The sequence below is a fragment of the Silvibacterium dinghuense genome (assembly GCF_004123295.1).
In the GTDB taxonomy this organism is placed as follows: Bacteria; Acidobacteriota; Terriglobia; order Terriglobales; family Acidobacteriaceae; genus Silvibacterium; species Silvibacterium dinghuense.
Window position 1 is genome coordinate 1,859,048 of the sequence record NZ_SDMK01000001.1, and the last position, 25,991, is coordinate 1,885,038.

A 25,991-nucleotide genomic window follows, 5' to 3' on the forward strand; every position below is an offset into this window, starting at 1 on the left:
TGCGGAGATCAGTGCTCCGGATACCGCGCGCTCAGGCTGCGATCCGCAAACCATCCGAAGACGAATCCCAGCACGCTCCAGAGAAGCACCTGCAGTTCGAGCGCGGCGACACGGAACTTCCACAGCAGCGTGGCGGGAAAGCCGGAAGGCACCTCATCGATATTGGGTAGAAAGTGGGCCGCTGCGGTGATCGCAAACACGAAGAATACAGCCGCGAGCAGCGATGCATTCCATACGCCCATCTTTCTATGGAGAGACTTCTGCAGCTTGATCGCGAGCACCATTGAGACGACAGCAAAGGCGAGCAGCAGAAAATACGCCGCCGTGCGCATGCCGATCGTATCCGGATTACCCACGGACGGCGGGTTCGCCGGATACTTCAGCGCGGGCACGACTGCGAGCGTCACGAAGCCGAATCCGGCCAGCAACACCGCAAGAGAACGTGGATCGGTGACCGGCAGCCTGCCGAGAGAGAAGGCGAAGACCAGCGCGAAGATGCCGCCCACAGCGATGCCATCGACGGCGGTTGCGGTCAGGAGCCCGAGACTTTTCTGGAGCTTGCGGCTGACGATCTCAGGCTCGGGTGCTTCGCCCTTGGCCTGATCCATATTCGTCTCAAAAACGATGGCGCGGTCCACCTGCGGTTCGCCGACCCAGCGGGCCAGTGCAAAAACAAGCAGCCCTGCGATGAGCCCCGCAAGCATCCCGCGCACAAGCAGGATGCGGGTCATGGTGTCCTCTCAGTGGCAGGGGAAGCCGAGCAGATGCCGCCCGTCGTGCACAAATTCATGGACGACATGCCCATGGATGAGCGAGGTCGCTCCCTGTTCCGCGCCCACAAAGTAGATCGCCAGAAGCAGGAGCAGGCCACCGAAGAGAGCCCACGGCAGTATTTCCCGCACCGGAATAGCGGGGATGGAAACAGACTGAGGAGCCAGAGTGCCGGCCAGATATTGCGCCATGTCGAAAGCCTCCCGGGATCACGCGTCCCACAGCGAGAGATTGCTTAAGGAATGAAGGAAGGTCTGGCTTGGGGTCACAGTGGCGCGGCCGCGCCGGAATTGCACCGGCTTCTTCACTTCATTTCAAAGACTGCATTAACCCTATGTCTCCCTATGATGAGTGTCAAGATGATGCGCATGCCACGCGCAGAGCGTCGCACAGAGAAGGAATTTATGAGCACTCGATTCACCCTCATCGCGCATGCCGCCACGGAGTCGCAGCGGACGGCGGCCTTCCCATGGAATGAGCCGATCACCCAGCGCGAGCGGGAACGGCTCGCGACGCACGGCTGGCCTGCGCCCAAAGCCAGCCAGGTATGGGCAGCGCCCGAAGCGCGCACGCAGGAGACAGCCCGGCTGCTGAGGCTCGAGCCCGCTATAGCGGAAGCGCTGCGCGACTGCGACTACGGGGAGTGGCGCGGCCGCACGATGGACGAGGTGCAATCGGCAGAACCCGAAGGGCTGATGGCCTGGCTTACCACTCCGGACGCCGCCCCACACGGCGGCGAATCCATCGAGCAGCTGATTCGCCGGGTCGGCGCGTGGCTGGATTCGGATTTAAAGCCGCAGCATATCGTCACCGTCACGCACCCGGCCTGCATCCGGGCCGCAATCGTCCACGCGCTGCGCCTGCCCGCGCTGCTCTTCTGGCGCTTCGACATCGCGCCGCTCACCCTTACCGACCTGCGCCGGAGCGGCCCGACCTGGACCGTGCGCTGTGCGGGGTGTACGCTACTCCGGGCTGAACCGCTGGAATAAGAGTGCGGTTATGCTATGGTGGCTTTCAGATACTCCGGGTGCCCGCGAGGGCATAACAGGGAAGCCGGTGAGAAGTCCGGCACGGTCCCGCCACTGTAATCAGGACAATGGATCTTCCAAGAGCCACTCGGAAACGGGGAAGGCGGAGGATCTGAGCCGTCTCGTGACGGATCAACCTGTGAGTCAGGAGACCTACCCGGATCATTTTCGACTCTTCTCCGCGTGGAAACGGGGACGATCGCTCATCTCCCCCTGAGCCCTCGCGCCTTTTCATGCCCTGCGAGGTTACCGATGGCCGGACAACGGCTCCGTGCTCTTTTATCTGCGGCTCTGCGAGCGTGTCTTCCCGCTCTTTCTGTCATTGCACTCCTTCTGAACTCGATTCCCGCACACGCCGCCAGCGGAGGCAGCATCTCCGGCACAGTCACGGACTCCACCGGCGCCGTCATCGTGGGAGCCTCGCTCAAGCTCATCAACACCGCGCAGCAGACCGCTTGGCAGGCCTCGTCCGACAAGCAGGGACTCTACTCCTTCCCCGACCTTCCCGTAGGCCACTACGATCTCACCATCACCGCGGCCGGCTTTACCACGCAGAAAAAGACGGCCATCTCGGTCGATACCGATGCGGCTATCCGCCTCGATGTAGTGCTCGCCGTCGGCAGCCAGACTGACACCATCTCAGTCACCAGCGATACCGGCGCGCAGGTGGAAACAAGTTCGACGCATCTTGGCGAAGTCGTCTCTGGCGCACAGATGACGGCGCTGCCACTCAACGGCAGAAGTTATACTGACCTGCTCGCCATCCAGCCCGGCGTCGCGCCCATCTCCACGCTGCTTGCGAGCTCGGTCATCATGGCCGGCGTCACCGGCAGCCTCGACCCCTCCGGCGATCTGAATCCCGGCAACCTCTCGATCAATGGCCAGCGCGAGTCCTCGAACGGCTTTCTGGTGAACGGCATCGACGTGCAGGAGCACATGAACGGCGGCACGTCGATCATTCCCAATCTCGATTCGATCGATGAATTTCGCGTGTTAACCAATAATTTCGATCCGGAATACGGCAACTATAACGGCGGCATGGTGACCGTCGTCAGCAAGTCCGGCGCCGGCCAGTTCCACGGCGAAGCCTTCGAATTCCTGCGCAACACCGATCTCGATGCGCGCGGCTACTTCGACCCCACGCGTCCCGCTTTCCGCCAGAATCAATTCGGTGGCACCTTCGGCGGACCGGTCATCCGGAATAAAGTCTTCTTCTTTGCCGACTACCAGGGCACGCGCACCACGCAGGGAATCTCGACAGGAAATATCTCTGTACCCACAACAGCGGAGCGCGGCGGCGATTTTCTCAACACTTCAACGCAGCAGAGCCTGTTGACCGGCAGCGTAAGCGGTTCCTATCTCGCGTCCCTGCTCAGCCAGGATCTCGGCTATACGGTGACCTCAGGCGAGGCCTACTCCTCGGTGTTCCCGAATGGCGTCATTCCAAAGAGCGCGTGGTCCGCACCAGCGAAGAACCTGCTGAAGTACATCCCGTCGCCCAATACCGGCTCCGACCAGTTCTCGACCTCGGCCTACGCCGAAACTGTCCGTGACGACAAGGGCGCAATCCGCATCGACGCCAATAGTTGGATGGGCCAACTCTCCGGCTACTACTTCATCGACGACTACAACCTCGATAACCCTTATCCTGGCTCGGTCGCAGGCGCCACGATTCCGGGCTTCGACGCACTCACCATCGGGCGCGCGCAGCTCTTCTCCCTTGGAGACACGAAGGTCTTTGGCGCAACGACAGTGAATGAATTCCATCTCGGGTATCTGCGCAACGCCAACATCGTGGGACAGCCCAAGGGCGGCCTGGGCGTGACTCTAGCCTCGCAGGGCTTCGTCACCGGAGCCGATACGACTGGCATCTATGTGCAGGCGCCGCAGTATGAAGGCGTCGAGAACATGACCTTCCCGAGCTTCACCATGGGTGTGCCGATCACGAACATGACACAGGTCAATAACACTATTTACCTCAGCGACGGCCTCTCCAAGGTGATGGGCTCGCACACGCTCAAAGCGGGCGGGCAGTTCCACGCCGATGAGGTGAACGAGCATCCCAACGCGACCTTCAACGGCACCTTCAACCTGGATGGAACAGAAACCGGCTCCGCCTATGCCGATTTCCTCATCGGCGTGCCGAGCAACTTCACGCAGTCTTCGGGCCAGCCCTTCTACCTGCGCAATCGCTACCTCGGCCTCTATGCGCAGGATAGCTGGCGCGCACGCAACAACCTCACCATCCATGCCGGTCTGCGCTGGGATATGATCATGCCCTTCTGGGAGAAGTACAACCAGATTCAGACCTACATCGCCGGAGAGCAATCCACGCTCTATCCCGGCGCGCCGTCAGGCCTTGTCGTCGCGGGCGACCCTGGAGTACCGAAGACGATTGCACCCACCGGCTACCGAAACTTCGCGCCGCGCCTGGGCATCGCCTACACACCGCATCCCGAAAATGGCTTCCTGCAAACATTGCTGGGTAGCGGCGGCAAGAGCAGCATTCGCGCCAGCTACGGCCTCTTCTATACGCAGTTTCCCGGCCTGGCCGCAGGCATCATGTATGCCGTGCCACCCTTCGGCTACACCTACCTCAGCCCGGCTCCGCCACTGATGGCCACGCCGTTCATCACCGCGGCTACCGGCGTCGATAACGGCCAGCGCTTTCCCTTCGACTTTCCCTCACATAGCATTTCGCGCTCAAACCCGGATACTTCTATCGATTGGGCAAACTTCATGCCTCTTTCGGCCGATCCGTTTTTCGATCATCGCAACCGCGCGCCATACATCAACAACTACATGCTCTCACTTCAGAGGCAACTCTTCCGCAATGCCATACTCACGGTGAGCTATGTCGGGAACCAGGGACATCACATTCTCGCCGTCGTCTCCGCGAACCCCGGCAATTCTGCGCTATGCCTCAGCCTGAGCGGATGCGGGCCGTTTGGGGAAGACTCCAACTACACCGACAGCAGCGGAAACACCATCTACGGCACACGCTCGGGACAAACGGGTGGCTCACGCATCACCGACAGCGAGAACTACGGCGAGAACACGGCCGACAGCTCGATTGCAAACTCCAGCTACAACGCGCTCGAGACCACGTTGCGCTACCAGCACGCAGGCTCACAGTTCCTGCTCAGCTACGCCTACGCAAAATCCATCGACCAAGGGTCGAACATCGGCGAACAACTGAATCCCATCAACCCGCGACAGAGCCGCGCCATCTCCGCATGGGATCAGAAGCACAGCTTCAAGGCGAGCTACACCTGGGCCTTACCCTTCGCTGCGCTGCTGCACAGAAACAATCGCATGACCAGCGACTGGAGCCTCTCCGGCAACACGCGCTTCGCCACAGGCTTCCCGGTGACACTTTACGACAACTCGGATAACTCACTACTCGGCACGCTCGGCAATGGCGTGAATAACTATCTGCTCGACACGCCGCAGTTCACTCCCGGCCCTCTGAAGATCAACACCAATGGCCGCAGCGGCAAAGCCGCCTTTAACACCGCGCTCTTCTCCGAGGAGACCGAAGGCATGCTCGGCAACGCAAAGCGGCGCATGTTCTACGGCCCCGGCATCGAAAACTTCGATACGACGCTCGAGAAGGATGTACATTTCACCGATGCCCGCTCTCTCGCGCTTCGCCTTGAGTCCTTCAACGTCTTCAACCATGCCCAGTTCTACGGTCCAGCATCGGTAGATGGACAGATCGAGGACACGAACTTCGGCAAGATCGTCAGCGCACAAGCGCCACGGCTTCTGCAGATAGCAGCAAAGTTCTCCTTCTGAGCGGTCTGGTCAAAGAAAGTTTGCCATCTCTCCCGTGAGCGCCTTCAGCAGACGCTCATTCTCCGCATCGGCGCGAACCGCAACTCTCAAATGCCCTGGGGGCAACGCCTCATAATTGGCACAGTTGCGAAGGACCATGCGGTGCTCGCAGATCATGCGCTCCCAGAATGCGGAAGCATCCACTGAGCCATGCAGGCGCAGCAGCAGAAAGTTCGCTGCGGCAGGATAGAACAAGATCCGAAGCTCCTCGAGCCTCCGCTGCAATCGCTGCCGGCGCTCTGCGTTCCGGGCAAGCGTGCGCTGCACATACGCCTCGTCCTGTACCGCACAGGCCGCAGCCAGCGAAGCGAGCGTGGTGATAGACCAAGGTGCAATCGCTTCCTGCATCCGGCTGCTCACCTCTCGAGAAGCAAGCGCATAGGCAACGCGCAGCCCCGCCATGCCAAAGAATTTGGTGACCGAGCGAAAAACGATGAGATGAGAGAATCGCTCAACTTCGCCGGAGAGTGTTGCCTCGGGGGCGTAATCGATAAACGCCTCGTCGAGAAAAACGACGATGTTGCGCCGCGCTGCCTCTTCCACAATCTGCAGCAATGCCTCGCGAGATAACAGCACACCGGAAGGATTCTGTGGATTCGCCAGCAGCATCGAGTCGCACTTACGCCCGAAGAGCGCACCCGGATCGATGCGGAAGTTTTCGTCAGAACGCCCCCTGTGCGGCATCACGGCCACGCCCGCTCGCTCCAAGGTTCGGCGATACTCCACAAACGCGGGCATCGACACCAGACAACGCCGGACAGGCAGCACACGCAGCGCAGCATCCAGCAGTGGCACAAAGCCGTTCGATACCACGACATGTTCAGCGTGAACACCCGCATACCGCGCGAGCGACTTCCGCAACTCCACTTCTTCAAAATCCGGATAATCCATCAGGACCGATGGATCGGCAAAAGCCTCCCTGAGCGCAGCCTGCACCGCATGCGGGGGCCCGTCAGGATTGATATTGGCGCTGAAGTCGAGCAGCTCGGATACGGGGATTCCGAAGCGGGCAGAGAGCGCGCGGAGCTGGCCTCCATGCAAAGGACGGAATTCCATCAACGCTTTCTCCGTGAATGAAGCACGCAGCCAAGAAGCACCGCAGCTCCAAGGCCCAACAGGCCGACAGCAGAAACCACGCGCACCGCTTTTTGCGCATCATGTAACTCGGGCGCTCGAAATCCTGCGCCGATCGGCTCCGCGGAGATAAATTCACCTGCGTAGCAGTTCCCGCCACCCAGACGTACTCCCAGCGCCCCGGCGATCGCGCTCTCCGGCTGCCCGGCGTTCGGGCTCTTATGGCAGTTTCCATCGCGCAGCCAGAGCCTCCACGCCCCTGCCGCATCCGCTTTCATCAGCCAGGAAGCGGCCACCACGGCCAGCGCCGTCATCCTCGCCGGAATGAAGTTCGCCGCATCATCGAGACGCGCTGCGGCCTTGCCAAAGTAAAGGTAGCGCTCGTCCGCGTGCCCGATCATGGAGTCGAGCGTATTCACCGCCTTGTATGCCATGGCCAGCGGCACTCCGCCCAGGGCCATGTAGAAGAGCGGAGCCATCACGCCGTCTGAAGCGCTCTCCGCCACGGTTTCGATGACCGCTCGACTGATCTCCTGCGCGTCGAGGCTCTCCGTGTCGCGCCCCACGATGCGCGCGAGACGTGTGCGCGCCAGCGGGAGGTCATCGCCATTCAGCGCGGCAAGCACCTGCGAGGCTTCCTGCTGGAGATTGCGTGCGGCGAGACAGGTCCATCCAAAGCCGATCTCGGCAAGCCGACCAAGATGCGGCGAACAGCGAGATGCGCAGGCGAGCATGAGCCGCGTAAGGAGATAGCTGGAACCCACCACCGTCGCAGTCAACATCGCGCCGGCAAGCAATTGCTCTTCTCTACTCTGGCCTGGCCGCCTCAGCAGGGACTCGCCTCGGACGACAGCCGATCCCATCAGGCGGACAGGATGAGGAAACCACTCTGGATCGCCCGCAGCCTGATCCGCAAGATACACAGCGGGCAGAAGCAGTTGCGGTCTCACAGCGCGATCTCGCGATGCTGTTCGGCCCGCACTGGCGCATACGGGAGTCCGGCCCATGCGAAGATGCTTGCCATATCAAGCGATTTTTGAACCACTTCCGCAAGCCGATCGAATGATTCCTGCCTCTTCAGGCCCCAGGCATGAAGCTCGCCCGCGGGCTCAAGCTGGAAATACGCGCGAGCAGCCGCAAGAAAAGCATGGCGAAAACCATCTTCGTCGAAGAGCCCATGAAGATACGTGCCAACGATCCGCCGATCCGCATTGACGCACCCGTCGAATATCGCCTCCTGCGAGCCGTGCGCATGGCGGATAAGCTGCGCAAAGGGTTCACCAGAGCCGATATACATGGTCTCGCCGACATGAATCTCGTAGCCGCGCAGAGGAACATCCTGCACCGGCTGGCCGAAGAGTGAGCCGGACGCGAGTTTTCCCGTAGCATTGCGCGTGATCTTCGCCGAACGCATGGTTGTACGGATCGGCAAAAGGCATAGTCCGCGCAGTTCTCCGTGGCTCTCTACTCCCTCAGGGTCGCAAATCGCCTCACCCAGCATCTGCATGCCTCCACAGATCCCAAGAACGAGGCCGTGGGCTGCATGTACGAGCACCGCCTGTTCCAGGCCCGTGTCGCGCATCCAGAGCAAGTCATCGGCGGTCTGCTTACTGCCCGGCAGGATGACCACATCGGCCCCGCGCAGATCTTCCGGCTTGCGACAGAAGCGAACGGCCACCGACGGCTCAGCCAGCAACGCATCGAAGTCCGTAAAGTTTGAGAGCGAAGGGAAGCCGACAACGGCCATGCGCAGCGGCCTCTGTGCTCCGGAGATGGCCCATCGCGCATGCTGCTCCGCATTTACCGCAGGCAGCCCAAGGCTGTCTTCCTCTTCAAGCGCAAGCGCATCGAGATACGGCACCACACCGAGACATGGCTTGCCAAGCCGCTCTTCGATCATGCGGATGCCCGGCATAAGCAGCGATACATCGCCACGGAATTTATTGATAACGAATCCGCGTATGCGCTCCCGCTCGTGCGGTTCGAGCAGCTCTACCGTACCCAGCAACGAGGCGAAGACACCGCCGCGGTCGATATCGCCGACAAGCAGGCACGCGGCATCCGCCATCTCTGCCATGCGCATGTTCACGATGTCGTGCTGCTTCAAGTTGATCTCGGCGGGCGAGCCAGCGCCTTCGAGCACGAGGACATCATGCTCCGCCGCCAGCGTCTCATAACTCTCGCGCACCCTCGGCAGCAGCTCATCCACGCGGCGAAGATGATACTCCGCCGCTGAAAGCCTGCCCCATATCCTGCCATGCACGATCACCTGCGAGCTCATGTTACCCGCAGGCTTCAGCAGGATCGGATTCATGTGTACAGACGGCGCAATGCCCGCGGCCTCGGCCTGCAGCGCCTGCGCGCGCCCGATCTCCAGCCCTTCCGGAGTTGCCGCGGAATTCAGAGACATATTCTGTGACTTGAACGGAGCGACGCTGTAGCCCTGCTGCGCAAAGATACGGCAGAGCGCAGCCGCGAGCAGAGACTTGCCAACGTGCGAAGACGTGCCGAGCACCATCATGGCGCGTGCCGTCATCGCCCGGGCTCCTCTGCATAACGGTCATACGAGACGACGGACTTCAGTTCCATGCGCGTCTCCCATCCGAAGCGCTCGAGATCCGGCTCCGCGGCAAAGCTTTCGACGTACCCAAGGCAGAGATACGCGACCAGCGTCAGATGATCGGGGATGCGTAGCAGTTCATAAAGCGGCGCAGGATCGAGAATGCTGACCCAGCCAACGCCTACACCTTCACTGCGCGCCGCCAGCCACAGATTCTGGATCGCGCACACTGTGGAATAGAGTGCCGTCTCCGGCATGGTCTGGCGCCCCAGCCCGTGCCCACGTCCGCTGCCCGCGTCGCACAATACGCAGAGGTTTTGCGGAGCTTCCAGAATGCCCTCGAGCTTCAGACCGGAATACAGATTTGCACGTTCGTCGCTGTAGCTCGCAGCCGCCTTGCGGTTTGCAGTTTCAAATACTTCATGCACTTTTTTACGGATATTGTAGTCGCGGACGACGATCAAACGCGAAGGCTGCATCAGGCCTACAGAAGGCGCGCTGTGCGCGGCCGCGAGCAGACGTCCCAGTAACTCTTCTTCGAGCGGACGATCGAGGAACCCTCTGCGCACATCGCGGCGCCCGGCAATGGCGCGATAGACGGCCAGGCGCTCAGCCTCGCTGAAGCGAGACGGCCTATCCAACTGCGAGTTCATCGACTGCGTCACCATGCTCTCGAAAACTTTGGCCCGGCGTTGGTATCTTCGCGAAGCCGGCTGTTCACACCCGCGCTGTGTTCGATACGGCGGCCAAAGAGCCAGATCACATCCGAGAGACGATTGAGATAGGCCAGGACCTCGGGCTGCACGGCTTCTCCGCTCTCCACAAATCTCACTGCGCAGCGCTCGGCGCGGCGGCAAACCGTGCGCGCCACCTCATACGCGGCCGACTCCGTATGACCTCCAGGCAGCGACCAGTCGGCGAGGATGCCTTCCGTCGCTTCGATGTTGTGAACCAGTTCCGTAAGCTTGTCCACATCTTCCGCGCTGATCACCGGCGGCTTTTTGCGGCTCTCAGGCGGCGTCGCGAGCGCGGAGCCCACGCGGAAAAGCGTCCGCTGGATCTCCTCGGTCCACGTTGCGATCTCCTTGTCCTGACAGATGCTTCGTGCAAAGCCGAGATGTGTGTTCAGCTCATCCACGGTACCGTACGCCTCGACGCGCAGATGCGCCTTCGAGACCTGGATGCCACCGGCGAGACCTGTCTGTCCGCCATCTCCACGTTTGGTTGCGATGCTCATCATGCTTCTCCTTCGAGGGTATAGGCTTCTTCCACGGTGATGCGAATGGTCTTGATGAGAGGCAGTCGCGCATATTGAATCACCAGCGCGTCGTCGAGAAAGTCGATCACACGCGGCGGCGTCGCCGACAAAAGCACAGCTTCCGGAAAGAACCACGGATGCACCGCTCCCAGCTCTGCGAGCGTTCCTGCATGAACGATAACGGCCGGCAGATGAAAGACTCCATCCCGCAGGCAATGATAAGCGCGGTGATAGCCGTCGCGCAGGAACCAGCGGCCGCGATACTCCGCCACTTCGAAGAACGGACTGCCTGTATGCACCGAGACCAGGCTCGCGGCATTACCGGTGATGCGGGCTTGCAGATTTGGATTGCCGGAGCGCAGCACAAGGGAGCCGCTGGCATGCGTCACATCGCAGGCCACCACCTTCGGCTCAGCAAAGCACAGCTGCATCAGACTATCCCAGTCGTCCGCAGCAGGAAGCGAAGATTCACTGGCCGCAGGAACGAGTGTGATCCGGCGCTGAAAGGCGATGAGCTTCCGCAGATCAACCACGCCAAGCGACCAGGCAAGTCCAGCCATCTCGGCACGAAGATCAGCCCGCAGCGCGTGCTCTGCGAAGCCGGTCTGCAACGTAGAACTCGCGCACTCTACCATCGCTGACTCCGCATCGAATGAAGGCCGCCGTGACAGCAGCGCACGCGCTGTATCCACATCGCCGCAATATTTAGCCGGGCGATACTCATCCTCGTCGAGCCCCCACGCCGCCAGCTCTCGAACCCACGTCGACGCCTTGCTCATATCAGCTTTCCTGCCTGACAGCGAAAATAGCCGCAGTAACTCTGCGTACGCTTCCATGCATCCTGCGCTTCGAGTCCGCAGATCGCCTGCAGTACAACACGCATGACACCTGCATGCGTCACTACCGCAGCCATCCCGTGTTCATGCCATGAGAAGAGTTCCTTCACGCAGCGCAGAACACGTGACTGGAAATCCTCGAAGCGCTCGCCGCCCGGCGCCGGCAGATGCGGAAACTCCGCAGACCATCGCTGCGCATAAACCGGATCGCGCAACTCGATCTCTGTCCAGCTCAACATCTCCCACTCTCCAAAGAACATCTCGCGCAGCTCCGGCATGATAACGGGCTTCACTCCGAAGGCCCTTCCGATGGCATCCGCCGTGGTCCGCGCGCGCACAAGATCGCTCGTATACACAGCGTCGATGCAATCACGCTCGAGCTCCTTTAGCATCTGCTCCATCTGCTTCAGGCCTTTCGTATTGAGCGGCGGATCGGAATGTCCACAGAATCGTCCGGCCAGATCTGTCTCGGCGTGGCGGATAAAAAGCAGCGTCATCGCTAAATCCACACCCCACAGAGATACACCGCGATCTCGGTGAGCTGGTTGGTCGCTCCGAAGCAGTCACCCGTAATGCCGCCGATACGGTACCGATAATAAAGCGCGGTCACGAGCGTCATGACGAGACTCGCAAGCACCGGAGCCAGAGCATGAGAGCGTAACAACGCAATTGCCATCACGAGGCTGAGCACGCTGCCGATCACAAGGCTACCGGATGTCGTAAGCCGGGCAATGCGCGCCCCTTGCCCGTCCACCTGGTCTGCGCTGCTGTTTCGAGCCGGGGGAAGAATGAAGCTGAGCGGCAATGTCGTCCACCGGCTCAGCACCGGAGCTACCAGCAGATAGGCACTCACATGGGTCTGCGGCAGCGAAGCAATAAGAAGCACACGAGCCAGCACACTCAGCACCACCGCCACCGCACCATACGTGCCGATGCGGCTGTCGCGCATGATCGCCAACACCTTTTCGCGATCCCATCCGCCGCCGAAGCCATCGGCTGCGTCGGCAAGCCCGTCTTCATGCAGGCAACCAGTGATCGCGATCATGTACACGACCACAAGCAGTGCCACCACCAGCGCAGGCAGATGCGGTGTGAGCGCGCGATCAAGAGCTGCACTGCCCGATCCAATCAACAACCCCACCAGAGGAAAGAACTTCACGGCGCGCGCCAGCGAATCCTGCTCGTAGGGAGGCGTCGGCACCCTTAGCCGAGTAAGGAACTGCACGGCCGAGAGCAGATCGAACCATGTACGCCGAGGCTGCACGCGCCGCATCTGCGCCCGCGGATTCACGGGGTCGCTCCGCTGATCCCCGCCGAGGTAAACGTGGCCATCCGATGGTAGAGCGCAATCGCGGACTCAATGACCGGCATGGCAAGAACCGCTCCCGTTCCCTCGCCAAGACGCATACCCAGTGAGAGCACCGGAGCGAGGCCCAGATGTTCGAGGAGGATGCTGTGTCCTGGCTCCTCCGAACAGTGGCCTGCGATGAGATAGCCGAGAGCATCGGGAGCCATGCCGACAGCGACCGCGGCAGCAGCGGTCGAGATAAAGCCATCGAGCACCATGACCATGCGATGCTGCGCCGCAGCCAGCACCACGCCAGCCATGGCAGCGATTTCGAAGCCTCCCAGGCAGCGCAGGATTTCAAAAGACGAGACAGCTGCAGGCGCAGAGAAATGCTTCGCCACCGCTGCCTCTACCACGCGCACCTTATTCGCATACGTCGCCGGATTCGCGCCTGTACCGCGGCCTGTCGCACGTGAGGCGGTAGCGCCGGTTAGCGCACAGGTGATAGCGCTGGCCGCTGTCGTGTTGCCGATGCCCATCTCGCCGGTCGCGATGATAGAACAGCCAGCGGCCGCAGCCTCACTCGCCAGGCGATACCCCGTGTGCAGCGCGGCGAGCGCCTCTTCCCGGCTCATCGCCGGCGCATGCAGCATGTTGCGCGTGCCACGCTTCACCTTGTGGTGCAGCAGGCCGGGGATTTCACCGAAGTCCGTATCCACGCCTACATCCACTACGTGCAGCGCCACATCATGTTGCCGCGCAAGCACGTTGATGGCTGCGCCGCCGGAGAGAAAGTTGTGCACCATCTGCACCGTGACTTCGCGTGGATAGGCGCTCACGCCTGACTCCGCCACCCCATGATCGGCGGCAAAGACGTAGACTGCCTTACGAGCCGGCTCGCTCATGCGTTCTCTGCGGATGGCTGCGATCTGCGCGGCCATATCTTCGAGACGCCCCAGGCTTCCCAGTGGCTTGGTCAGCGTGTCGAGATGCTGACGCGCCCTGCTGCGCCACTCCTCACTCGGCCGTTCTATGCCGGACAGAAGCGCGCTTACTTCAGGCTCCATGAAGACCCTCCAAAGTTGAACTGAACACCCGACCGGAAGGTGAGCGGAAGCGCAGGATAACCGAATGCCTCAAAATAATGCTCGCTCAAAAGGTTCTGGATATTGGTGTACACATTCACCCGATGCGAAACCTGATAACCGCCGCCGAGCTCCAGCCGCTGATACGCGCCCAGCAGATTGCGATTCGGAAGCAGCAGGCTGGTACCGAAGTTCGCATCATAGAGGAAGTCGCTGTCGTCGCGGCGGCCGACCAGCGTGCCGCTCAGCGTGGCATAGAATTTCTTCTGCGTATAGTTGAGCGCGAAGTAGCCGGTATGCGGAGCGATGCGAAAGGGCCGCGCGCCGACCAGCGGAGAGTCGGCGCCGATGGGGACATTGCTGAAGCTCGACGCAGTGTTGTAACTGGGCGAGAGGTTATCGCTCGAGAACGAATGCTGCACCACGGCATCGGTGTAGGTATATCCGCCGCGAGTGAAGAGATGCGTACCCAGCTGATACTGTAGCTCGACCTCGGCGCCCTGCGCGCGATACGCAAGCGAGTTGATGTAGGCTCCGCCGTATTCGAAGGGCGGCAGATCGGCAGCCGGAATGCCCAGCTCGATGAGGCCGGCCTGCGGCACGTATTCCACTCCATTCGTAAATGCATTGTGGAAGTACGTGACACCCAGAAGCCCGCGTCCTTTGAAGATCTGCTGATCCACGCCAGCATCGTAGGTGCGCGAATCTTCCGCTCCAAGCGGCGTTACGTGATACTGCGAGATCAGCTGCGCGCCATCGGAGAGCGGCTCCAGCAACCCGTAAAGTGAGTTGGTCTGGTCATAGACACTCGGCTCCTTGATGCCCTTGCCGAAGCTCGCGTGCAGCTTGGTGCCGTTGAAGAAACTACGGTCCGAAGGACGCACGAGGTAGTACGCAAGCGACGCACGCGGAGTCGCCGCAAATCCGAAAAGGCCGTTGTCTTCAAGCCCTGTGCCCAGGTTCCAGAAGAGCCGGTTGCGGACATCGCCGGAGAGCTGCAGCGTGTAGCTGTAGTTATCGCGGCTGATCGTGCTCGGTGTCTCGCCGGTGTATCCCGCCGCGCCATACTCGTGCTCGTACTTAAATGCGCCGAGCGCCAGGAAGTGCGGCGTCACGCTGTAATCGCTCTGCGCGTAGACAAAGTCGCGGCTCGATGGCGACAGGTACTGCGAATAGGTATCGCTGTACTGAAAGATGGCCTGTCCATGCACAGAGTAGCCGTTGGCGCCGGTGATTGTGACCGGCGCGCCGAGCCAGTACCCGATCTCGGGATCGTAAATACCGGTCGCGCCAAAGTCGTTGTATTCGGAGTTCAGCCGCAGACCTCCGTAGCGAACCATGTTATGCCACTTATCCGTAGCCTGGTTATTCCAGGTCACGCCGTAATAGTTATCCTGCTCCTTCTGCTGCCCGTCGTCGGGGATGCCGTAGAGCGCAATGGCGTTCGGCTGACCACCGGAGACGATGACATGGCGTACGGTAAAGCGAAGATCGTTGGCCCGGTTCGGCGTCCATCCGAAGTTACCGGCATAGGTAGCATTGTGGAACTCGCTGTTCGGGATGTTGTTGTCGGTGTCGATGCGCGCAAAGGCCGAGTAGAGATCGAAATGCTTATATGCCATGCCCGCGGTCACGTTGTTGCGATAGGTGCGGAAGTTGCCCGCCTCGCCGGCATAGGTGATGTAGGGTAGCTCCGTCGATCCGCACGGCGTGGTAAGACTGACGACACCGGCCAGCGCATCGGAGCCATAGAGCGCACTGTTCGGTTCGCGCAGCACTTCGATCGACTGGATGCCCGTGCTCGCGAGGTTGGCAAACTCCACCGCTCCACCGATAGCATCGGCCGGGATGCCGTCGATCAGCACCTTGTTCGCATCCGATGCGCCGCCGCGGATGTACAGCGCAGTCGTGCCGCCCATCTCGCCGGTCTGCGTCATCTGCAGTCCTGGCACCAGGCGAAGCGGGTCCTGCACCTCGGCAGCATAGCGAAAGTCCTCGGACGGCATCACCGTCACCGAGGTTCCGGTCTGCGCTTCCGGCGTCGGAGCACCCGTCGAAGTAACCGTCACCTGCTGCGTGAGCGTGGGCGTGGCGAGCGTAACGTTCAGCTCGCCGTCTCCGGACGCGGAGAGATATACGCTCTGACTGCCGGCAGCCTGAAAGGATGGAGCAGCGGCGCGAATGCTATAACGCCCCGCAGCCGGGATTGCGAAATGGTACGCGCCGGTGCGGTCACTGCGCGTGCTGGCGATCACATGCTCATTCTCGACGAGACTCACCGCGGCATCGGCAACCGCCGCGCCCAGCGGATCGACCACCGTGCCATGAAGCTCACCGAACTTCTGCGCCTGCAGAGTGGGGAACCATGACGGAGACAGGAAAAGTGCGAGAAAGCCACAGGTAGACAATCGACGTACAAAAACAGACATGTTCCCCCTCGGGTTCGTGCTGCAGCCGGGCCGGTCTCCTGACTCGCGCGTCATCGAGCAAGTGCTGCCTTCCGGGAGCCAGGCTCCAGTGGCGTTAGAACTTCCTGCACTTCTCTCTGCGCTCACAGTTACGGGGTAGTGGCGGATTTGCACCGCGCTTCCCGACACCCTGCTGGTGATGATGTTCCGTGAATACACTCCCTGCATCGAAACGGACCGCGACAGTCCATTTCGATCACAGGAAAACGCTAAGGCGCGGAAGCCGCCATACCCTTCAATGTGAGCGGCAGCCCCGCCACCATGAGGACCACATGATCAGCGAGGGCCGCGACACGCTGGTTGATCTCGCCCAGCAGATCGCGATAGCGCCGCCCCAGCTCGAAGGCCGGAACTACTCCGCTGCCCACTTCATTCGATACAAGGATCACAGAGCAGGGCGCTGCCTTCAATGCAGCACAAAGATCAGCAACAGCCTTCGACAGCCCGTCGGGATCGCCGCTGAAGGTGTCGAGCAGCTTGCCCGCATATAAGGTGAGGCAGTCGATAACCAGCAGATCACAATCCTGCACCGATCCAATCGTCTCAGCCAGCCGCAGCGGCTCTTCGATTGTCTTCCAGTGCCCGGGCCGCTCGGCTCGATGGCGTTCGATCTTGCGCCGCATCTCTTCGTCATCCCGCCGCTCGGCGGTGGCGAGAAACGTTACACGGTCAGCATGCGAGGCGAGTTCGAGCGCATAACGGCTCTTGCCGCTGCGCACCCCGCCCAGGACGAGGGTTACGCGCGAAGGTGCAGGTGTGAACATGCTCGGCTTTCCGGCGCTCGCCAGGGCGAACGCACAAAGGCAAAGCGGGAAGGAACGAGAAATCCGCTGCCACGTGATCCGGAAGGTGATCCCGTGCTCATGCTCTTCAACTCTCCCATCGAAGTTGAATCAGCCCGGACTGGCATCTGGCCGGTCTCCTGACTCACGCCTCACTGAAATCGAGCGGCCTTCCCAGAACTTCAGTCCCAGTGGCGCAAAATGCCGATCTCTCCGCGTTCACAGTTACGGGGTAGTGGCGGATTCGCACCGCCTTCCCGAACACCAGATGTCTTGAAAGATACCGTCCGGCTGCCGGAAGGTCAACGCCTGCAGCCGATGCAGGGGAACGTCTTCCTCCGCATGCACAGGAACTCTGGATTTTGAGTGGAAAACTGCAGAAAAGGATTAAAAGCTGGCGGAGGGAGAGGGATTCGAACCCCCGTTACCCTTACGGGTAAAGCGGTTTTCAAGACCGCCTGTTTCAACCACTCACACATCCCTCCGCGACGGGCGCGGACACGCTGCACTTATTGTAATGCAGCGCGTCCGCTGGAGCCCGACTGGCCCAAAGCCTACTTTTGCACCTCGAACTGCGCATGAAGAGCGGCCCGGGAGTCGTCTCCGGCCCACACATCGTAGATCGAGGGATCGAAGGTCCAGCCATGCGTGGCCGCACTCCAGTAGGCGAGCTGATCGCGGTCAAGGGCGAAGTGGACGGTCTTCGTCTCTCCGGGTTTGAGGCTCACACGCTCGAAGCCCTTCAGCTCCCGCACCGGACGCGAAGCAAGCCCATAGCGCTGATGCGTATAGAGCTGCACCACCTCGTCCCCGGCCACAGCGCCTGTATTTGTCACATCGACAGATACATTTACGGTATCGGCCGGGGTAACGGCAGAGCGATCGAGCTTCAGGTTGGAGAAGGCGAACGTCGTGTAGCTGAGGCCGTAGCCGAAAGGATAGAGCGGCGTGCTCTCCTCATCCCAGTAGCGGATACCGCTGTCTTCGGGGTCCTGCGTGGTGTTGTGAGCGTAGGGCTGAGGCACCTGCCCTACATCGCGCGGCCAGGTGATGGGCAGCTTGCCACCCGGAACGGCATCGCCGAAGAGCAGGTCCGCAATGGCATTGCCGCCCTGCGTGCCCGGATACCAGGCCTCGAGAATCGCCGGCACGTGCGCGGAGGCCCAGCGCAGATCGAGCGGACGGCCATTGAGCATCACCAGAACGACGGGCTTACCAGCAGCCGCGACTGCTTCGAGCAACTGCTCTTCCTCGCCAGGCAGCGCCAGCGACTCGCGCGAAGCACGCTCACCGCTCATGTTCTGCGCCTCACCGAGCACCAGGACAACGATGTCCGACTCGCGGGCCGCGCGGACCGCGTTATCGAGATGCTGCTTTGCCTCGGAGGCCGGCCATTCTGGCTCCGGCTTGACACCGAAGAGGGCATCGAACATCGAAGGATACTTGCGGCGGATCTGAACGCCTTGCTCATAGAGAACATCCGCTCCGGGACCAAGCTTGTTCTTCAATCCTTCCAGAACCGTAACCGTCTCGGGCAGCTTCTCCTGAAAAGACCACGAGCCGAGCGTATCGAGCTTCGAGTCGGCGAGCGGACCGATCACGGCCACGCGGTGCAGGCTGCTCTGCTTCAGCGGCAGGAGCGAACCCTCGTTGCGCAGCAGCACCGCCGAGCGCTCGGCCGCGAGACGCGCCGCGGCACGATGCTCAGGGTCGGCAAGAATGCGCTCCGAGCGGGCTTCATCCACATACGGATGATCGAAGAGGCCCATGCGCAGCTTCATCTCGAGGATAGGCAGCACGGCCTCGTCGACCTGCCGTTCGGTGACAAGCCCCTGCTTCAGTGCTTCGGGCAGGCCCTTCGTGTAGGCATCATGGCCGAGGGCCATCTCCATGTTCACACCCGCGGTAACGGCACGCACTGCGGCATCCTGTTCGTCCTTTGCGAAGCCATGCGCGGCCAGGCTCTTGACCGCATCCGCATCGCTGACCACAAAACCCTGAAAGCCCCACGCATCGCGCAGCACATCATGCAGCAGCCAGCGATTGCCGGAGGCGGGCACATCGTTGAGATCCATGTAGGCGCTCATCAAGGTCCCGACACCGGCCTTCACCGCAGCGTGAAAGGGCTGCAGATAGATGTTCCAGAGCTGCGCATCCGAAATATAAGAGGCTTCGTAATCACGGCCTCCCTCGGCCGCACCATAGCCGGCAAAATGCTTGGCGGTGGCCAGCAGGTGATCGGACTCGCCGATCGCATCCCCCTGAAAACCGCGCACCTGCGCAGCAGCCATCGCCGAGCCGAGATATGGATCTTCCCCAGCACCCTCGACGATGCGTCCCCAGCGAGGATCGCGGGCGATATCGACCATTGGCGCAAAGGCCCAGTCGATACCCACGGAACGGGCCTCCTGGGCGGCGATCGATTGCACACGTGTGACCATCGCCGGGTCCCACGAGGCAGCCATCGCCAGCGGCACCGGAAAGATGGTGCGGAAGCCGTGGATGACATCGAAGCCGAAGATAAGCGGAATATGATGCGGGGACTGCTCGACGGCGATGTGCTGCAGGCGGTTGATCGTGGCAGGATCGGTAACGAAGAGCAGCGAGCCGACATCGCCTTTGGCCACGGCATCTTCAATCGGCATGCCGGGTGAGAGCTCGGCCGGAGCCTTGGGGCCGAAATAGAAAAGCTGGCTGAGCTGACCGATCTTCTCCCCGGTGGAGAGCTGCGACAGAATCTGCTGCGCCTTGGCGGCAGCCTCCTGCTCACTCATCGCCTGCGCGGCAGCAAAGCGTGCCATGCCGAGGAAGGCAAGGAGCAGGAGAAGAATAGGTGCGTCATACTGTTTCTTTTGCATCGTGCCTGTCTTTCTGGCTATAGCCGATTAGAAAAGCGGTGCATGCTGGCTTTCAGAAGAGTGGAAGTAGCGGGTCCAGAAGTCGAGCTTCGCCTTGTCCGCAAGAGGCATCACACCGGTGCGCTCGCCGATCTCCATCGTCCGCGGCAGATCTTTGCCGACCGGAGACCATGTGGGCAGACCCTTCGCATCCGGAGTTCCGGACGAAGCAAACGCCTTGAGATACGCGGAGGCGAGATCGCTGACCTGGTGATCGATATTCTGCCAGGAACGGTCGAGCAGCTTGAGATTGCGAAAGAAGTAAGGAATCTCGCCCGAATGGAAGGCTCCGTATTCGGGATGCTGCGGCCAGGGGATACCGCGGTCGAAGTAATAGGTGAAAACCGGGCTGTGCACGCTCTGGCCGCGGCTCACGGCCCACAGGTACATCGAGACACGATCGCGGTCGCGCGAGGCCTCGATGGCTGCCTTCACCATAGCCGCATCCGAAGCGGCTGGATAGAGACGCAGGTACTCCCCGGCAAAGCTGCCGTAGCGCTGGCGAGCCAGCGCCTCGTAGTCGGCGACGGAGTGCAGCGGCGGCATCGAAAGCAGGCCGTCATTCGCCTGGTATCCGGTAATGACGGGAACATCGCTGCCGGCGCGGCGGCGGGCAAGCTCCGGAGGCGCAGCAGGCAGAATCCAACCGTCAATATTCGGGGAAAAGCGGCCGCCCTGCTGCTGGGCCTTCAGCAGCTCTTCTGCGGACATAGCGCGTAGATCGTGCAACGACGCCGCATGGTGGTCCGACGCGAACTTCGTGCCATCCGCCTCTGCGGCAGCCAGATCTTTGATCGGCAGGCCACCGAGCGAGAGACCGCTGTCCGCCATGGCTCCGGTGAAAAGCCCCCTGGCCTCGGGCGATACCAGGAGTGCACCGACACTGAAGGCTCCGGCCGACTGGCCCCAGATAGTGACACGATCCGGATCGCCACCAAAGCTGCGGATATTGGCCTGCACCCAGCGCAGCGCGGCAATCTGATCCATCAGCCCATAGTTGCCGGCAGCATGATGCGGCGACTCGGCGGCCAGCTCGGGATGCGCGAAGAAGCCGAAAATCCCAAGACGGTAATTGATCGTTACCACCACCAGCCCGGTGCTCGCAAGATTCGTCCCGTCGTAGATCTGCACTGCGCCCGAGCCTTCGACGAAGCCGCCACCGTGGATATAGACAACAACCGGCAAGTTCGCAGAAGACGAGAGCTGCGGTGTCCAGACATTCAGGTATAAGCAGTCTTCGCTCACCTGGTTGTGGACCAGGAATTCGTGCGTCCAAGGCAGACGTTCGTCGGCAGTCGTCTGCATGCAGCTCGCCCCGGGATGATCCGCAGCGCGGATGCCGCTCCATGGCGCAGGCGGTTGCGGCGCGCGCCAGCGGAGATCGCCTATCGGTGGCGCAGCAAAAGGAATGCCCTGGAAGGAGACAACCTGGGCCGAGGAGTCTTCCACCCCGAAAACCGCGCCAGCGGTAGTCTTCACGGTGGGTGCGGCATGAACCGGCAGGGTAAAGAGCAGAGCGACGAGACCGAAGAACAGCGGGCAGGGAGCAGCGAGAGCCTTCCGGATCATGCGGGGCCGGTTCCTTGCGGGAAGATGACAGCGCGCAACCCAGCAAGATACTCCAGGACGACAGCAGTTGTATCGCAGACTTTCGCTGCTTCGCGCATCGGATCACTGACAACGACCACTCCCGATGATCGGGAGATGACCTGTTGTGCGTTCCTGCTCGCCATACCTGGATGGATCACGAGGTTCATGCCTCCCGTCCAAGCGAAGCTTGGACGGGGCACCCATTTCCTCGCAGGAGTAAAGGCGGATGGACGACTCAACGCTCAATCGCGACTAGCGGGAGCGGAGGCCGAAGGCGAATCGCCCCGTGCGAAGCAGCCGAAGGACTGGACGGCCAGTCCTTGGGTGTATCCACATATAGCTGGTCTGAAAATAAAGAACGTACCCTTATCGTTGTCATCCCGACCGGAGCATAGCGCAGTGGAGGGACCTGCGGTTTTGTTGAGCCCGCAACACTCCGGCTCGCGACCAACGGAAGCGAAGGCCGAAGGCACATTCGCCCTGCGCGCAGCAGAACCGCAGGTTTCTCCACTCCGCAGGACGATGAAACGGTCCTGCTCCGGTCGAAAGGACAGCCTTTTACGATCGCTCTATGGGGATACACCCTAGCCCTTGGTCTTTGCGATCTCGGGCGAGACAGCGGCTTCGTCTTCCGCCTCGGCGGCGGCGCGCGCGGCTTCGGGCTCGAGATGGTTCCGCGTGAGACCATCGCGGAGCAACTCGAACGCAGCCTCCGGCGTATCGGCAAAGGTAAAGAGCTCGCGGTCGCGCGGCGAAATCGCTCCCTTGTCCACCAGTACGTCGAGGTTGATCACGTCCTTCCAGTACGAAGACCCGTACATGATGACGGTGATCTTCTTGGCCAGCTTGCCGGTCTGCGCCAGCGTCAGCAGCTCGAACATCTCGTCGAGGGTGCCGAAGCCTCCGGGGAAGACCACCAGCGCTTTCGCAAGATAGGCGAACCAGTACTTGCGCATGAAGAAGTAGTGGAACTCGAAGTTGAGCTCGGGCGTGATATACGGGTTCGGAAACTGCTCGAAGGGCAGCCGGATGTTGAGGCCGATGCTCTTGCCGCCGGCTTCGTAGGCGCCGCGGTTCGCGGCTTCCATGATGCCAGGCCCACCGCCCGAGGTAACGACGAAGCGATGGCGGCGGAATTTGAGGCTGCCGGCCCAATCGGTGAGCAGATGCGCCAGGCGGCGCGCATCCTCATAGTAGTGAGCCATCTCGACGGCGGCCTCGGCCCGGCGGCGGCTGAGCTCGGTCGCGGTACCCTGCGTCAGCTCCGGCTCGGAGGCCGGCTGCTCTTCCTGCGGCGCGCGGGCCACGGAGCCGGTGTTTTCGAGCAGCTCGAGCTGGCGGCTGGCCTCATCGAGGGCGCGAAAGCGGGCCGAGCCGAAGAACACGACCGTGTCCTGAATGCGCTCATGACGGAAGCGCGCAAGCGGCTCGGAGTATTCCGAGAGGATGCGGATGATGCGGCCGTCCGCACTGTTTAAAAAACCAGGGTTTTCGTATGCAAGAGGTGCGGCTTCAAGCGGACTGGGAACTTTAGGGTCCATGATCTTCCCGTACAGCGGCGATCCGATGCTGCGGTCAGCCTTCGTTGTAATGGAGGGCGTCGTGAATGGCGATCCATATGTTGAGCAGGCCGAGGCCGGAGACCAGTCCGCGCGTGATGCCGCTGAGGGCTAAGTGCGAGAGGCTGGGAACCGCGGCGAGCAGGTGATTGTCGTCCCAGAGATGGAGCCAGGGCAGAACGACGAGAATGAGTCCGAGATAAAGCCGGACAATGACGCGGATGAAGAGGTCGAGCCGCTGCAGCCAGCGCGGGATGCGACGTGGGGCCGCCGGAGGTTCCATACGAGGTGGAAGCGGAGCGGTCGGCGGCTGCGGAGTAAACAGGTTCGGCTGGTGCGCCATGCGATCTCCTGATTCTATCGAAAGAGGAAGAAGCACGCCGGGTGCGCGCTTTCCAGGAAGTCCGGAACGCAGCCAGCGGGAGCGGGGGACCGACGGCTCAGGCCTGGACAGCCAGTCCCGCTCTGAACGGAGCAGAAAAGGCGCCGGAGAGCATCCGGCGCCTTTTCTTTTGTGTTCGGCAGAATTTATGCCTGGGGCTGCTTGTGGCGCTTGGGGCGCTGATTGGCCTGCAGGACCTTCTTGCGCAGGCGCAGCGACTTCGGCGTGACCTCGACCAGCTCGTCCTCGGCGATGAACTCGATCGACTGCTCGAGATTCATGGCGCGGGGAGGCGTCAGGCGGACGGCTTCATCCGACGACGAGGCGCGCATGTTCGTCAGCTTCTTTTCGCGGACCACGTTCACATCGAGATCGTTGTCGCGCGAGTGCTCGCCGATGATCATGCCCTCGTAGACTTCCACGCCCGGCGGAACAAACAGCACGCCGCGGTCCTCGAGGCCTTCGAGCGCATACGAGGTGGTCGTGCCCGAGCGGTCCGACATCAGCGCGCCGGTGGGCCGCTGCGGAATCTCGCCCTGGTAGGGCATGTAGCCGTCGAAGATGGTGTTCATCACGATGGTGCCGCGGGTCTCGGTCAACAGTTCGCTGCGCAGGCCGATCAAGCCACGCGAAGGAACGCGGAACTCCAGGCGGACGCGGCCATGGCCGTGCATCTTGACCATTTCGCCCTTGCGGGGCCCAAGGCGCTCGATGACGGTGCCGACAAAGCTGTCCGGCACGTCGATGGTCACGTGCTCGACCGGCTCCATCAGCTTGCCGTCGATGGTGCGGGTGACGATCTCGGGACGGCCGACCATCAGCTCGAAGTCTTCGCGGCGCATCATTTCGATCAGGATGGCCAGCTGCAGCTCACCGCGACCCAGCACCTTGAACGCATCCGGGCTGCCGGTGTCTTCCACGCGAATCGAGACGTTGGTCAGCAGCTCGCGGTCCAGGCGCTCACGCAGGTTGCGCGAGGTGACGTACTTGCCTTCGCGGCCGGCCATAGGCGAGTTGTTGACCGAGAACTGCATGGCGATGGTCGGCTCGTCGATGACGATGGGGGGCATCGGCGTGGGGTTGTCGATCGAGGTGATCGTCTCGCCGATGGTGATGCCGGTGACGCCGGCCACGGCGACGATGTCGCCCAGTTCGGTCTGCTCGATGTCCACGCGCTTGAGGCCGGAGAAGCTGAAGAGCTTGGTGATGCGGGTCTTCTCGAGCTTGCCGTCGATCTTCGAGATGTAAACTTCGTCACCGGTCTTGAGAGTGCCGTTGAAGACGCGCGCGATGCCCAGGCGGCCGAGGTAATCCGAGTAGTCGAGGTTGGTCACCTGGACCTGGAGCACGCCGTCGGCGTCGCCCTTGGCCGTGGGGATGGTGGTGATGATCTGCTCGAAGAGCGGCTCAAGATCGGTGCCGATCTTACCCAGCTCGGTCGAAGCCAGGCCCAGCTTGCCGTTGGTGTAGAGGACGGGGAACTCAATCTGGTCTTCGTTCGCATCGAGCTCGATGAACAGGTCGTACACCTCGTTCAGCACTTCCTGCGGGCGCGCATCGGGACGGTCGATCTTGTTGACCGTGACGATAACCGGCAGGCCGGCTTCGAGCGCCTTGCCGAGCACATAACGGGTCTGGGGCAGCGGGCCTTCCGAGGCATCGACCAGCAGCATCACGCCGTCGACCATCTTGAGAGCGCGCTCCACCTCGCCGCCGAAGTCGGCGTGACCCGGGGTGTCGACGATGTTGATCTTGTGGCCCTTGTAGAAGATGGCCGTGTTCTTGGCAAGAATGGTGATGCCGCGCTCGCGTTCGAGGTCGTTTGAGTCCATGACACGATCGGCGACGGCTTCATTGGCGCGGAAGGTGCCGGCCTGGCGAAGCATGGCGTCGACCAGCGTGGTCTTGCCGTGGTCGACGTGGGCGATGATGGCGATATTGCGGATGGTGCTCACAGGGATTTCCTAATCTCTCTCTCTTGTTCGTTCGGGCTCCTGATCGCTCGGGGCCCGGGGTATGTTTGAAAAATCTTTATCGTGCGCGGTCTTCGTCGATGGCGGCGAAGATGGCATTCAGCTCGAGGTGTACGGGACCGGCATCGAAGACGCCTGTTTCCACCCACTCGCCACCCGAGCAGTCGAAGCCCTTGCGCGTGGCCGGGTCAACAACCCAGATATTTTCGACGCCCATGCGGCGATAGTCTTCCAGCCGCTCGGCATAGCGGGGAATCCGGTCTTCGGGGGAAAGAATCTCGATGACGGCCACCGGAGGCGTCTGGATCACCTGCTCACGCGGAGCCTGGCGCGAGACGAAGCAGAGATCGGCAATGCGAAAGCGGGTGCCCGAAACCTGGACACGAATCCCGGGAAATACGAGAACGCCCCAGGCCAGCTCATAGGCCATGCACCAGCGGATAAGCCAGCGTTGCAGCTCCGAGTGATCCAGTTCGCCCAAGTTCCGCTCCTCGACCACCCCGTCTACGTAGTCGCAGTCCGGCCTGTAGCTCGTATGCAGATACTCGCTCACGGAGATCGGAAGTGGGGTTGCGGCAGCCATCCTGTTTCCAGTTTACCAGC

21 protein-coding genes, 1 tRNA gene and 3 riboswitches are annotated in these 25,991 nt (G+C 61.5%); of the genes, 2 read left to right on the plus strand and 20 right to left on the minus strand.

Annotated elements, in window-relative coordinates:
• Window positions 1-8 precede the first annotated feature (8 nt).
• The gene (locus tag ESZ00_RS07275; protein ID WP_129207448.1) at window positions 9-731 is read right to left on the minus strand and encodes a CbtA family protein; all 723 of its coding nucleotides are present in this window, start codon (window positions 729-731) and stop codon (window positions 9-11) included.
• Window positions 732-740: 9 nt separating this feature from the next.
• A complete protein-coding gene (locus ESZ00_RS07280) occupies window positions 741-962 on the minus strand; it encodes a CbtB domain-containing protein (RefSeq protein WP_129207449.1) in 222 nt (73 codons plus the stop codon).
• 168 nt (window positions 963-1,130) lie between these two features.
• Between ESZ00_RS07280 and ESZ00_RS07285 the strand changes: the two genes are divergently transcribed.
• Window positions 1,131-1,760, plus strand: a complete 630-nt coding sequence (locus ESZ00_RS07285; RefSeq protein ID WP_204520164.1) for a histidine phosphatase family protein — start codon at window positions 1,131-1,133, stop codon at window positions 1,758-1,760.
• Between the two features lie 19 nt (window positions 1,761-1,779).
• Window positions 1,780-1,974: riboswitch (cobalamin riboswitch) on the plus strand.
• Window positions 1,975-2,051: 77 nt separating this feature from the next.
• A complete protein-coding gene (locus ESZ00_RS07290) occupies window positions 2,052-5,597 on the plus strand; it encodes a TonB-dependent receptor (RefSeq protein WP_129207450.1) in 3,546 nt (1,181 codons plus the stop codon).
• Between the two features lie 9 nt (window positions 5,598-5,606).
• Here ESZ00_RS07290 and ESZ00_RS07295 read toward each other — a convergent pair whose 3' ends face one another.
• From ESZ00_RS07295 to ESZ00_RS07380, 18 genes are all read right to left on the minus strand, one after another.
• Window positions 5,607-6,692 carry a pyridoxal phosphate-dependent aminotransferase gene (locus ESZ00_RS07295; RefSeq protein ID WP_129207451.1) on the minus strand — a complete coding sequence of 362 codons (1,086 nt, stop codon included), beginning with the start codon at window positions 6,690-6,692 and terminating at the stop codon, window positions 5,607-5,609.
• Entirely contained in the window at window positions 6,692-7,660 is a 969-nt protein-coding gene (gene cbiB, locus ESZ00_RS07300) for an adenosylcobinamide-phosphate synthase CbiB (protein ID WP_229741012.1), read from the minus strand. Before cbiB ends, ESZ00_RS07295 begins: the two co-directional genes overlap by 1 nt.
• Window positions 7,657-9,246, minus strand: coding sequence for a cobyric acid synthase (locus tag ESZ00_RS07305; RefSeq protein WP_129207453.1), 1,590 nt, complete (start codon window positions 9,244-9,246; stop codon window positions 7,657-7,659). Before ESZ00_RS07305 ends, cbiB begins: the two co-directional genes overlap by 4 nt.
• Window positions 9,243-9,923, minus strand: a complete 681-nt coding sequence (gene bluB / locus ESZ00_RS07310; protein ID WP_129207454.1) for a 5,6-dimethylbenzimidazole synthase — start codon at window positions 9,921-9,923, stop codon at window positions 9,243-9,245. The genes ESZ00_RS07305 and bluB overlap by 4 nt, the downstream gene beginning before the upstream one ends.
• 8 nt (window positions 9,924-9,931) lie before the next feature.
• On the minus strand, window positions 9,932-10,510 hold the full coding sequence (locus ESZ00_RS07315; RefSeq protein ID WP_229741013.1) for a cob(I)yrinic acid a,c-diamide adenosyltransferase: 579 nt from the start codon (window positions 10,508-10,510) through the stop codon (window positions 9,932-9,934).
• On the minus strand, window positions 10,507-11,307 hold the full coding sequence (locus tag ESZ00_RS07320) for a hypothetical protein (RefSeq protein WP_129207455.1): 801 nt from the start codon (window positions 11,305-11,307) through the stop codon (window positions 10,507-10,509). The genes ESZ00_RS07315 and ESZ00_RS07320 overlap by 4 nt, the downstream gene beginning before the upstream one ends.
• Window positions 11,304-11,861: a histidine phosphatase family protein gene (locus tag ESZ00_RS07325; RefSeq protein WP_129207456.1), complete on the minus strand. Its 558-nt coding sequence runs from the start codon at window positions 11,859-11,861 to the stop codon at window positions 11,304-11,306. Before ESZ00_RS07325 ends, ESZ00_RS07320 begins: the two co-directional genes overlap by 4 nt.
• A gap of 2 nt (window positions 11,862-11,863) precedes the next feature.
• The gene (cobS, locus tag ESZ00_RS07330) at window positions 11,864-12,655 is read right to left on the minus strand and encodes an adenosylcobinamide-GDP ribazoletransferase (RefSeq protein WP_229741014.1); all 792 of its coding nucleotides are present in this window, start codon (window positions 12,653-12,655) and stop codon (window positions 11,864-11,866) included.
• Window positions 12,652-13,719 carry a nicotinate-nucleotide--dimethylbenzimidazole phosphoribosyltransferase gene (cobT, locus tag ESZ00_RS07335; protein WP_129207457.1) on the minus strand — a complete coding sequence of 356 codons (1,068 nt, stop codon included), beginning with the start codon at window positions 13,717-13,719 and terminating at the stop codon, window positions 12,652-12,654. The genes cobS and cobT overlap by 4 nt, the downstream gene beginning before the upstream one ends.
• A complete protein-coding gene (locus ESZ00_RS07340; protein WP_129207458.1) occupies window positions 13,704-16,166 on the minus strand; it encodes a TonB-dependent receptor in 2,463 nt (820 codons plus the stop codon). Before ESZ00_RS07340 ends, cobT begins: the two co-directional genes overlap by 16 nt.
• An 11-nt stretch (window positions 16,167-16,177) precedes the next feature.
• A riboswitch (cobalamin riboswitch) is annotated at window positions 16,178-16,353 on the minus strand.
• 61 nt (window positions 16,354-16,414) lie between these two features.
• Window positions 16,415-16,969: a bifunctional adenosylcobinamide kinase/adenosylcobinamide-phosphate guanylyltransferase gene (gene cobU / locus ESZ00_RS07345; protein ID WP_129207459.1), complete on the minus strand. Its 555-nt coding sequence runs from the start codon at window positions 16,967-16,969 to the stop codon at window positions 16,415-16,417.
• A 131-nt stretch (window positions 16,970-17,100) separates the two neighbouring features.
• A riboswitch (cobalamin riboswitch) is annotated at window positions 17,101-17,271 on the minus strand.
• A 111-nt stretch (window positions 17,272-17,382) separates the two neighbouring features.
• Window positions 17,383-17,472, minus strand: a tRNA-Ser gene (locus tag ESZ00_RS07350).
• A gap of 69 nt (window positions 17,473-17,541) precedes the next feature.
• Window positions 17,542-19,845: a beta-glucosidase BglX gene (gene bglX, locus ESZ00_RS07355; RefSeq protein ID WP_129207460.1), complete on the minus strand. Its 2,304-nt coding sequence runs from the start codon at window positions 19,843-19,845 to the stop codon at window positions 17,542-17,544.
• Between the two features lie 27 nt (window positions 19,846-19,872).
• Window positions 19,873-21,453 carry a carboxylesterase/lipase family protein gene (locus tag ESZ00_RS07360; protein WP_129207461.1) on the minus strand — a complete coding sequence of 527 codons (1,581 nt, stop codon included), beginning with the start codon at window positions 21,451-21,453 and terminating at the stop codon, window positions 19,873-19,875.
• A gap of 605 nt (window positions 21,454-22,058) precedes the next feature.
• The gene (locus tag ESZ00_RS07365) at window positions 22,059-23,015 is read right to left on the minus strand and encodes an LOG family protein (protein ID WP_129207462.1); all 957 of its coding nucleotides are present in this window, start codon (window positions 23,013-23,015) and stop codon (window positions 22,059-22,061) included.
• Window positions 23,016-23,049: 34 nt separating this feature from the next.
• A complete protein-coding gene (locus tag ESZ00_RS07370) occupies window positions 23,050-23,376 on the minus strand; it encodes a hypothetical protein (RefSeq protein ID WP_129207463.1) in 327 nt (108 codons plus the stop codon).
• Between the two features lie 185 nt (window positions 23,377-23,561).
• Window positions 23,562-25,376, minus strand: a complete 1,815-nt coding sequence (gene typA, locus ESZ00_RS07375; protein ID WP_129207464.1) for a translational GTPase TypA — start codon at window positions 25,374-25,376, stop codon at window positions 23,562-23,564.
• 70 nt (window positions 25,377-25,446) lie between these two features.
• On the minus strand, window positions 25,447-25,971 hold the full coding sequence (locus tag ESZ00_RS07380) for a Uma2 family endonuclease (protein WP_129207465.1): 525 nt from the start codon (window positions 25,969-25,971) through the stop codon (window positions 25,447-25,449).
• Between the last annotated feature and the right edge of the window lie 20 nt (window positions 25,972-25,991).

Coding starts and splice junctions, on each gene's coding strand:
- ESZ00_RS07275 (WP_129207448.1), bottom strand. CDS start 731: ATGACCCGCATCCTGCTTGTGCGCGGGATGCTTGCGGGGCTCATCGCA.
- ESZ00_RS07280 (WP_129207449.1), bottom strand. CDS start 962: ATGGCGCAATATCTGGCCGGCACTCTGGCTCCTCAGTCTGTTTCCATC.
- ESZ00_RS07285 (WP_204520164.1), top strand. CDS start 1,131: ATGATGCGCATGCCACGCGCAGAGCGTCGCACAGAGAAGGAATTTATG.
- ESZ00_RS07290 (WP_129207450.1), top strand. CDS start 2,052: ATGGCCGGACAACGGCTCCGTGCTCTTTTATCTGCGGCTCTGCGAGCG.
- ESZ00_RS07295 (WP_129207451.1), bottom strand. CDS start 6,692: ATGGAATTCCGTCCTTTGCATGGAGGCCAGCTCCGCGCGCTCTCTGCC.
- ESZ00_RS07305 (WP_129207453.1), bottom strand. CDS start 9,246: ATGACGGCACGCGCCATGATGGTGCTCGGCACGTCTTCGCACGTTGGC.
- bluB (WP_129207454.1), bottom strand. CDS start 9,923: ATGAACTCGCAGTTGGATAGGCCGTCTCGCTTCAGCGAGGCTGAGCGC.
- ESZ00_RS07315 (WP_229741013.1), bottom strand. CDS start 10,510: ATGATGAGCATCGCAACCAAACGTGGAGATGGCGGACAGACAGGTCTC.
- ESZ00_RS07320 (WP_129207455.1), bottom strand. CDS start 11,307: ATGAGCAAGGCGTCGACGTGGGTTCGAGAGCTGGCGGCGTGGGGGCTC.
- ESZ00_RS07325 (WP_129207456.1), bottom strand. CDS start 11,861: ATGACGCTGCTTTTTATCCGCCACGCCGAGACAGATCTGGCCGGACGA.
- cobT (WP_129207457.1), bottom strand. CDS start 13,719: ATGGAGCCTGAAGTAAGCGCGCTTCTGTCCGGCATAGAACGGCCGAGT.
- ESZ00_RS07340 (WP_129207458.1), bottom strand. CDS start 16,166: ATGTCTGTTTTTGTACGTCGATTGTCTACCTGTGGCTTTCTCGCACTT.
- cobU (WP_129207459.1), bottom strand. CDS start 16,969: ATGTTCACACCTGCACCTTCGCGCGTAACCCTCGTCCTGGGCGGGGTG.
- bglX (WP_129207460.1), bottom strand. CDS start 19,845: ATGCAAAAGAAACAGTATGACGCACCTATTCTTCTCCTGCTCCTTGCC.
- ESZ00_RS07360 (WP_129207461.1), bottom strand. CDS start 21,453: ATGATCCGGAAGGCTCTCGCTGCTCCCTGCCCGCTGTTCTTCGGTCTC.
- ESZ00_RS07365 (WP_129207462.1), bottom strand. CDS start 23,015: ATGGACCCTAAAGTTCCCAGTCCGCTTGAAGCCGCACCTCTTGCATAC.
- ESZ00_RS07370 (WP_129207463.1), bottom strand. CDS start 23,376: ATGGCGCACCAGCCGAACCTGTTTACTCCGCAGCCGCCGACCGCTCCG.
- ESZ00_RS07380 (WP_129207465.1), bottom strand. CDS start 25,971: ATGGCTGCCGCAACCCCACTTCCGATCTCCGTGAGCGAGTATCTGCAT.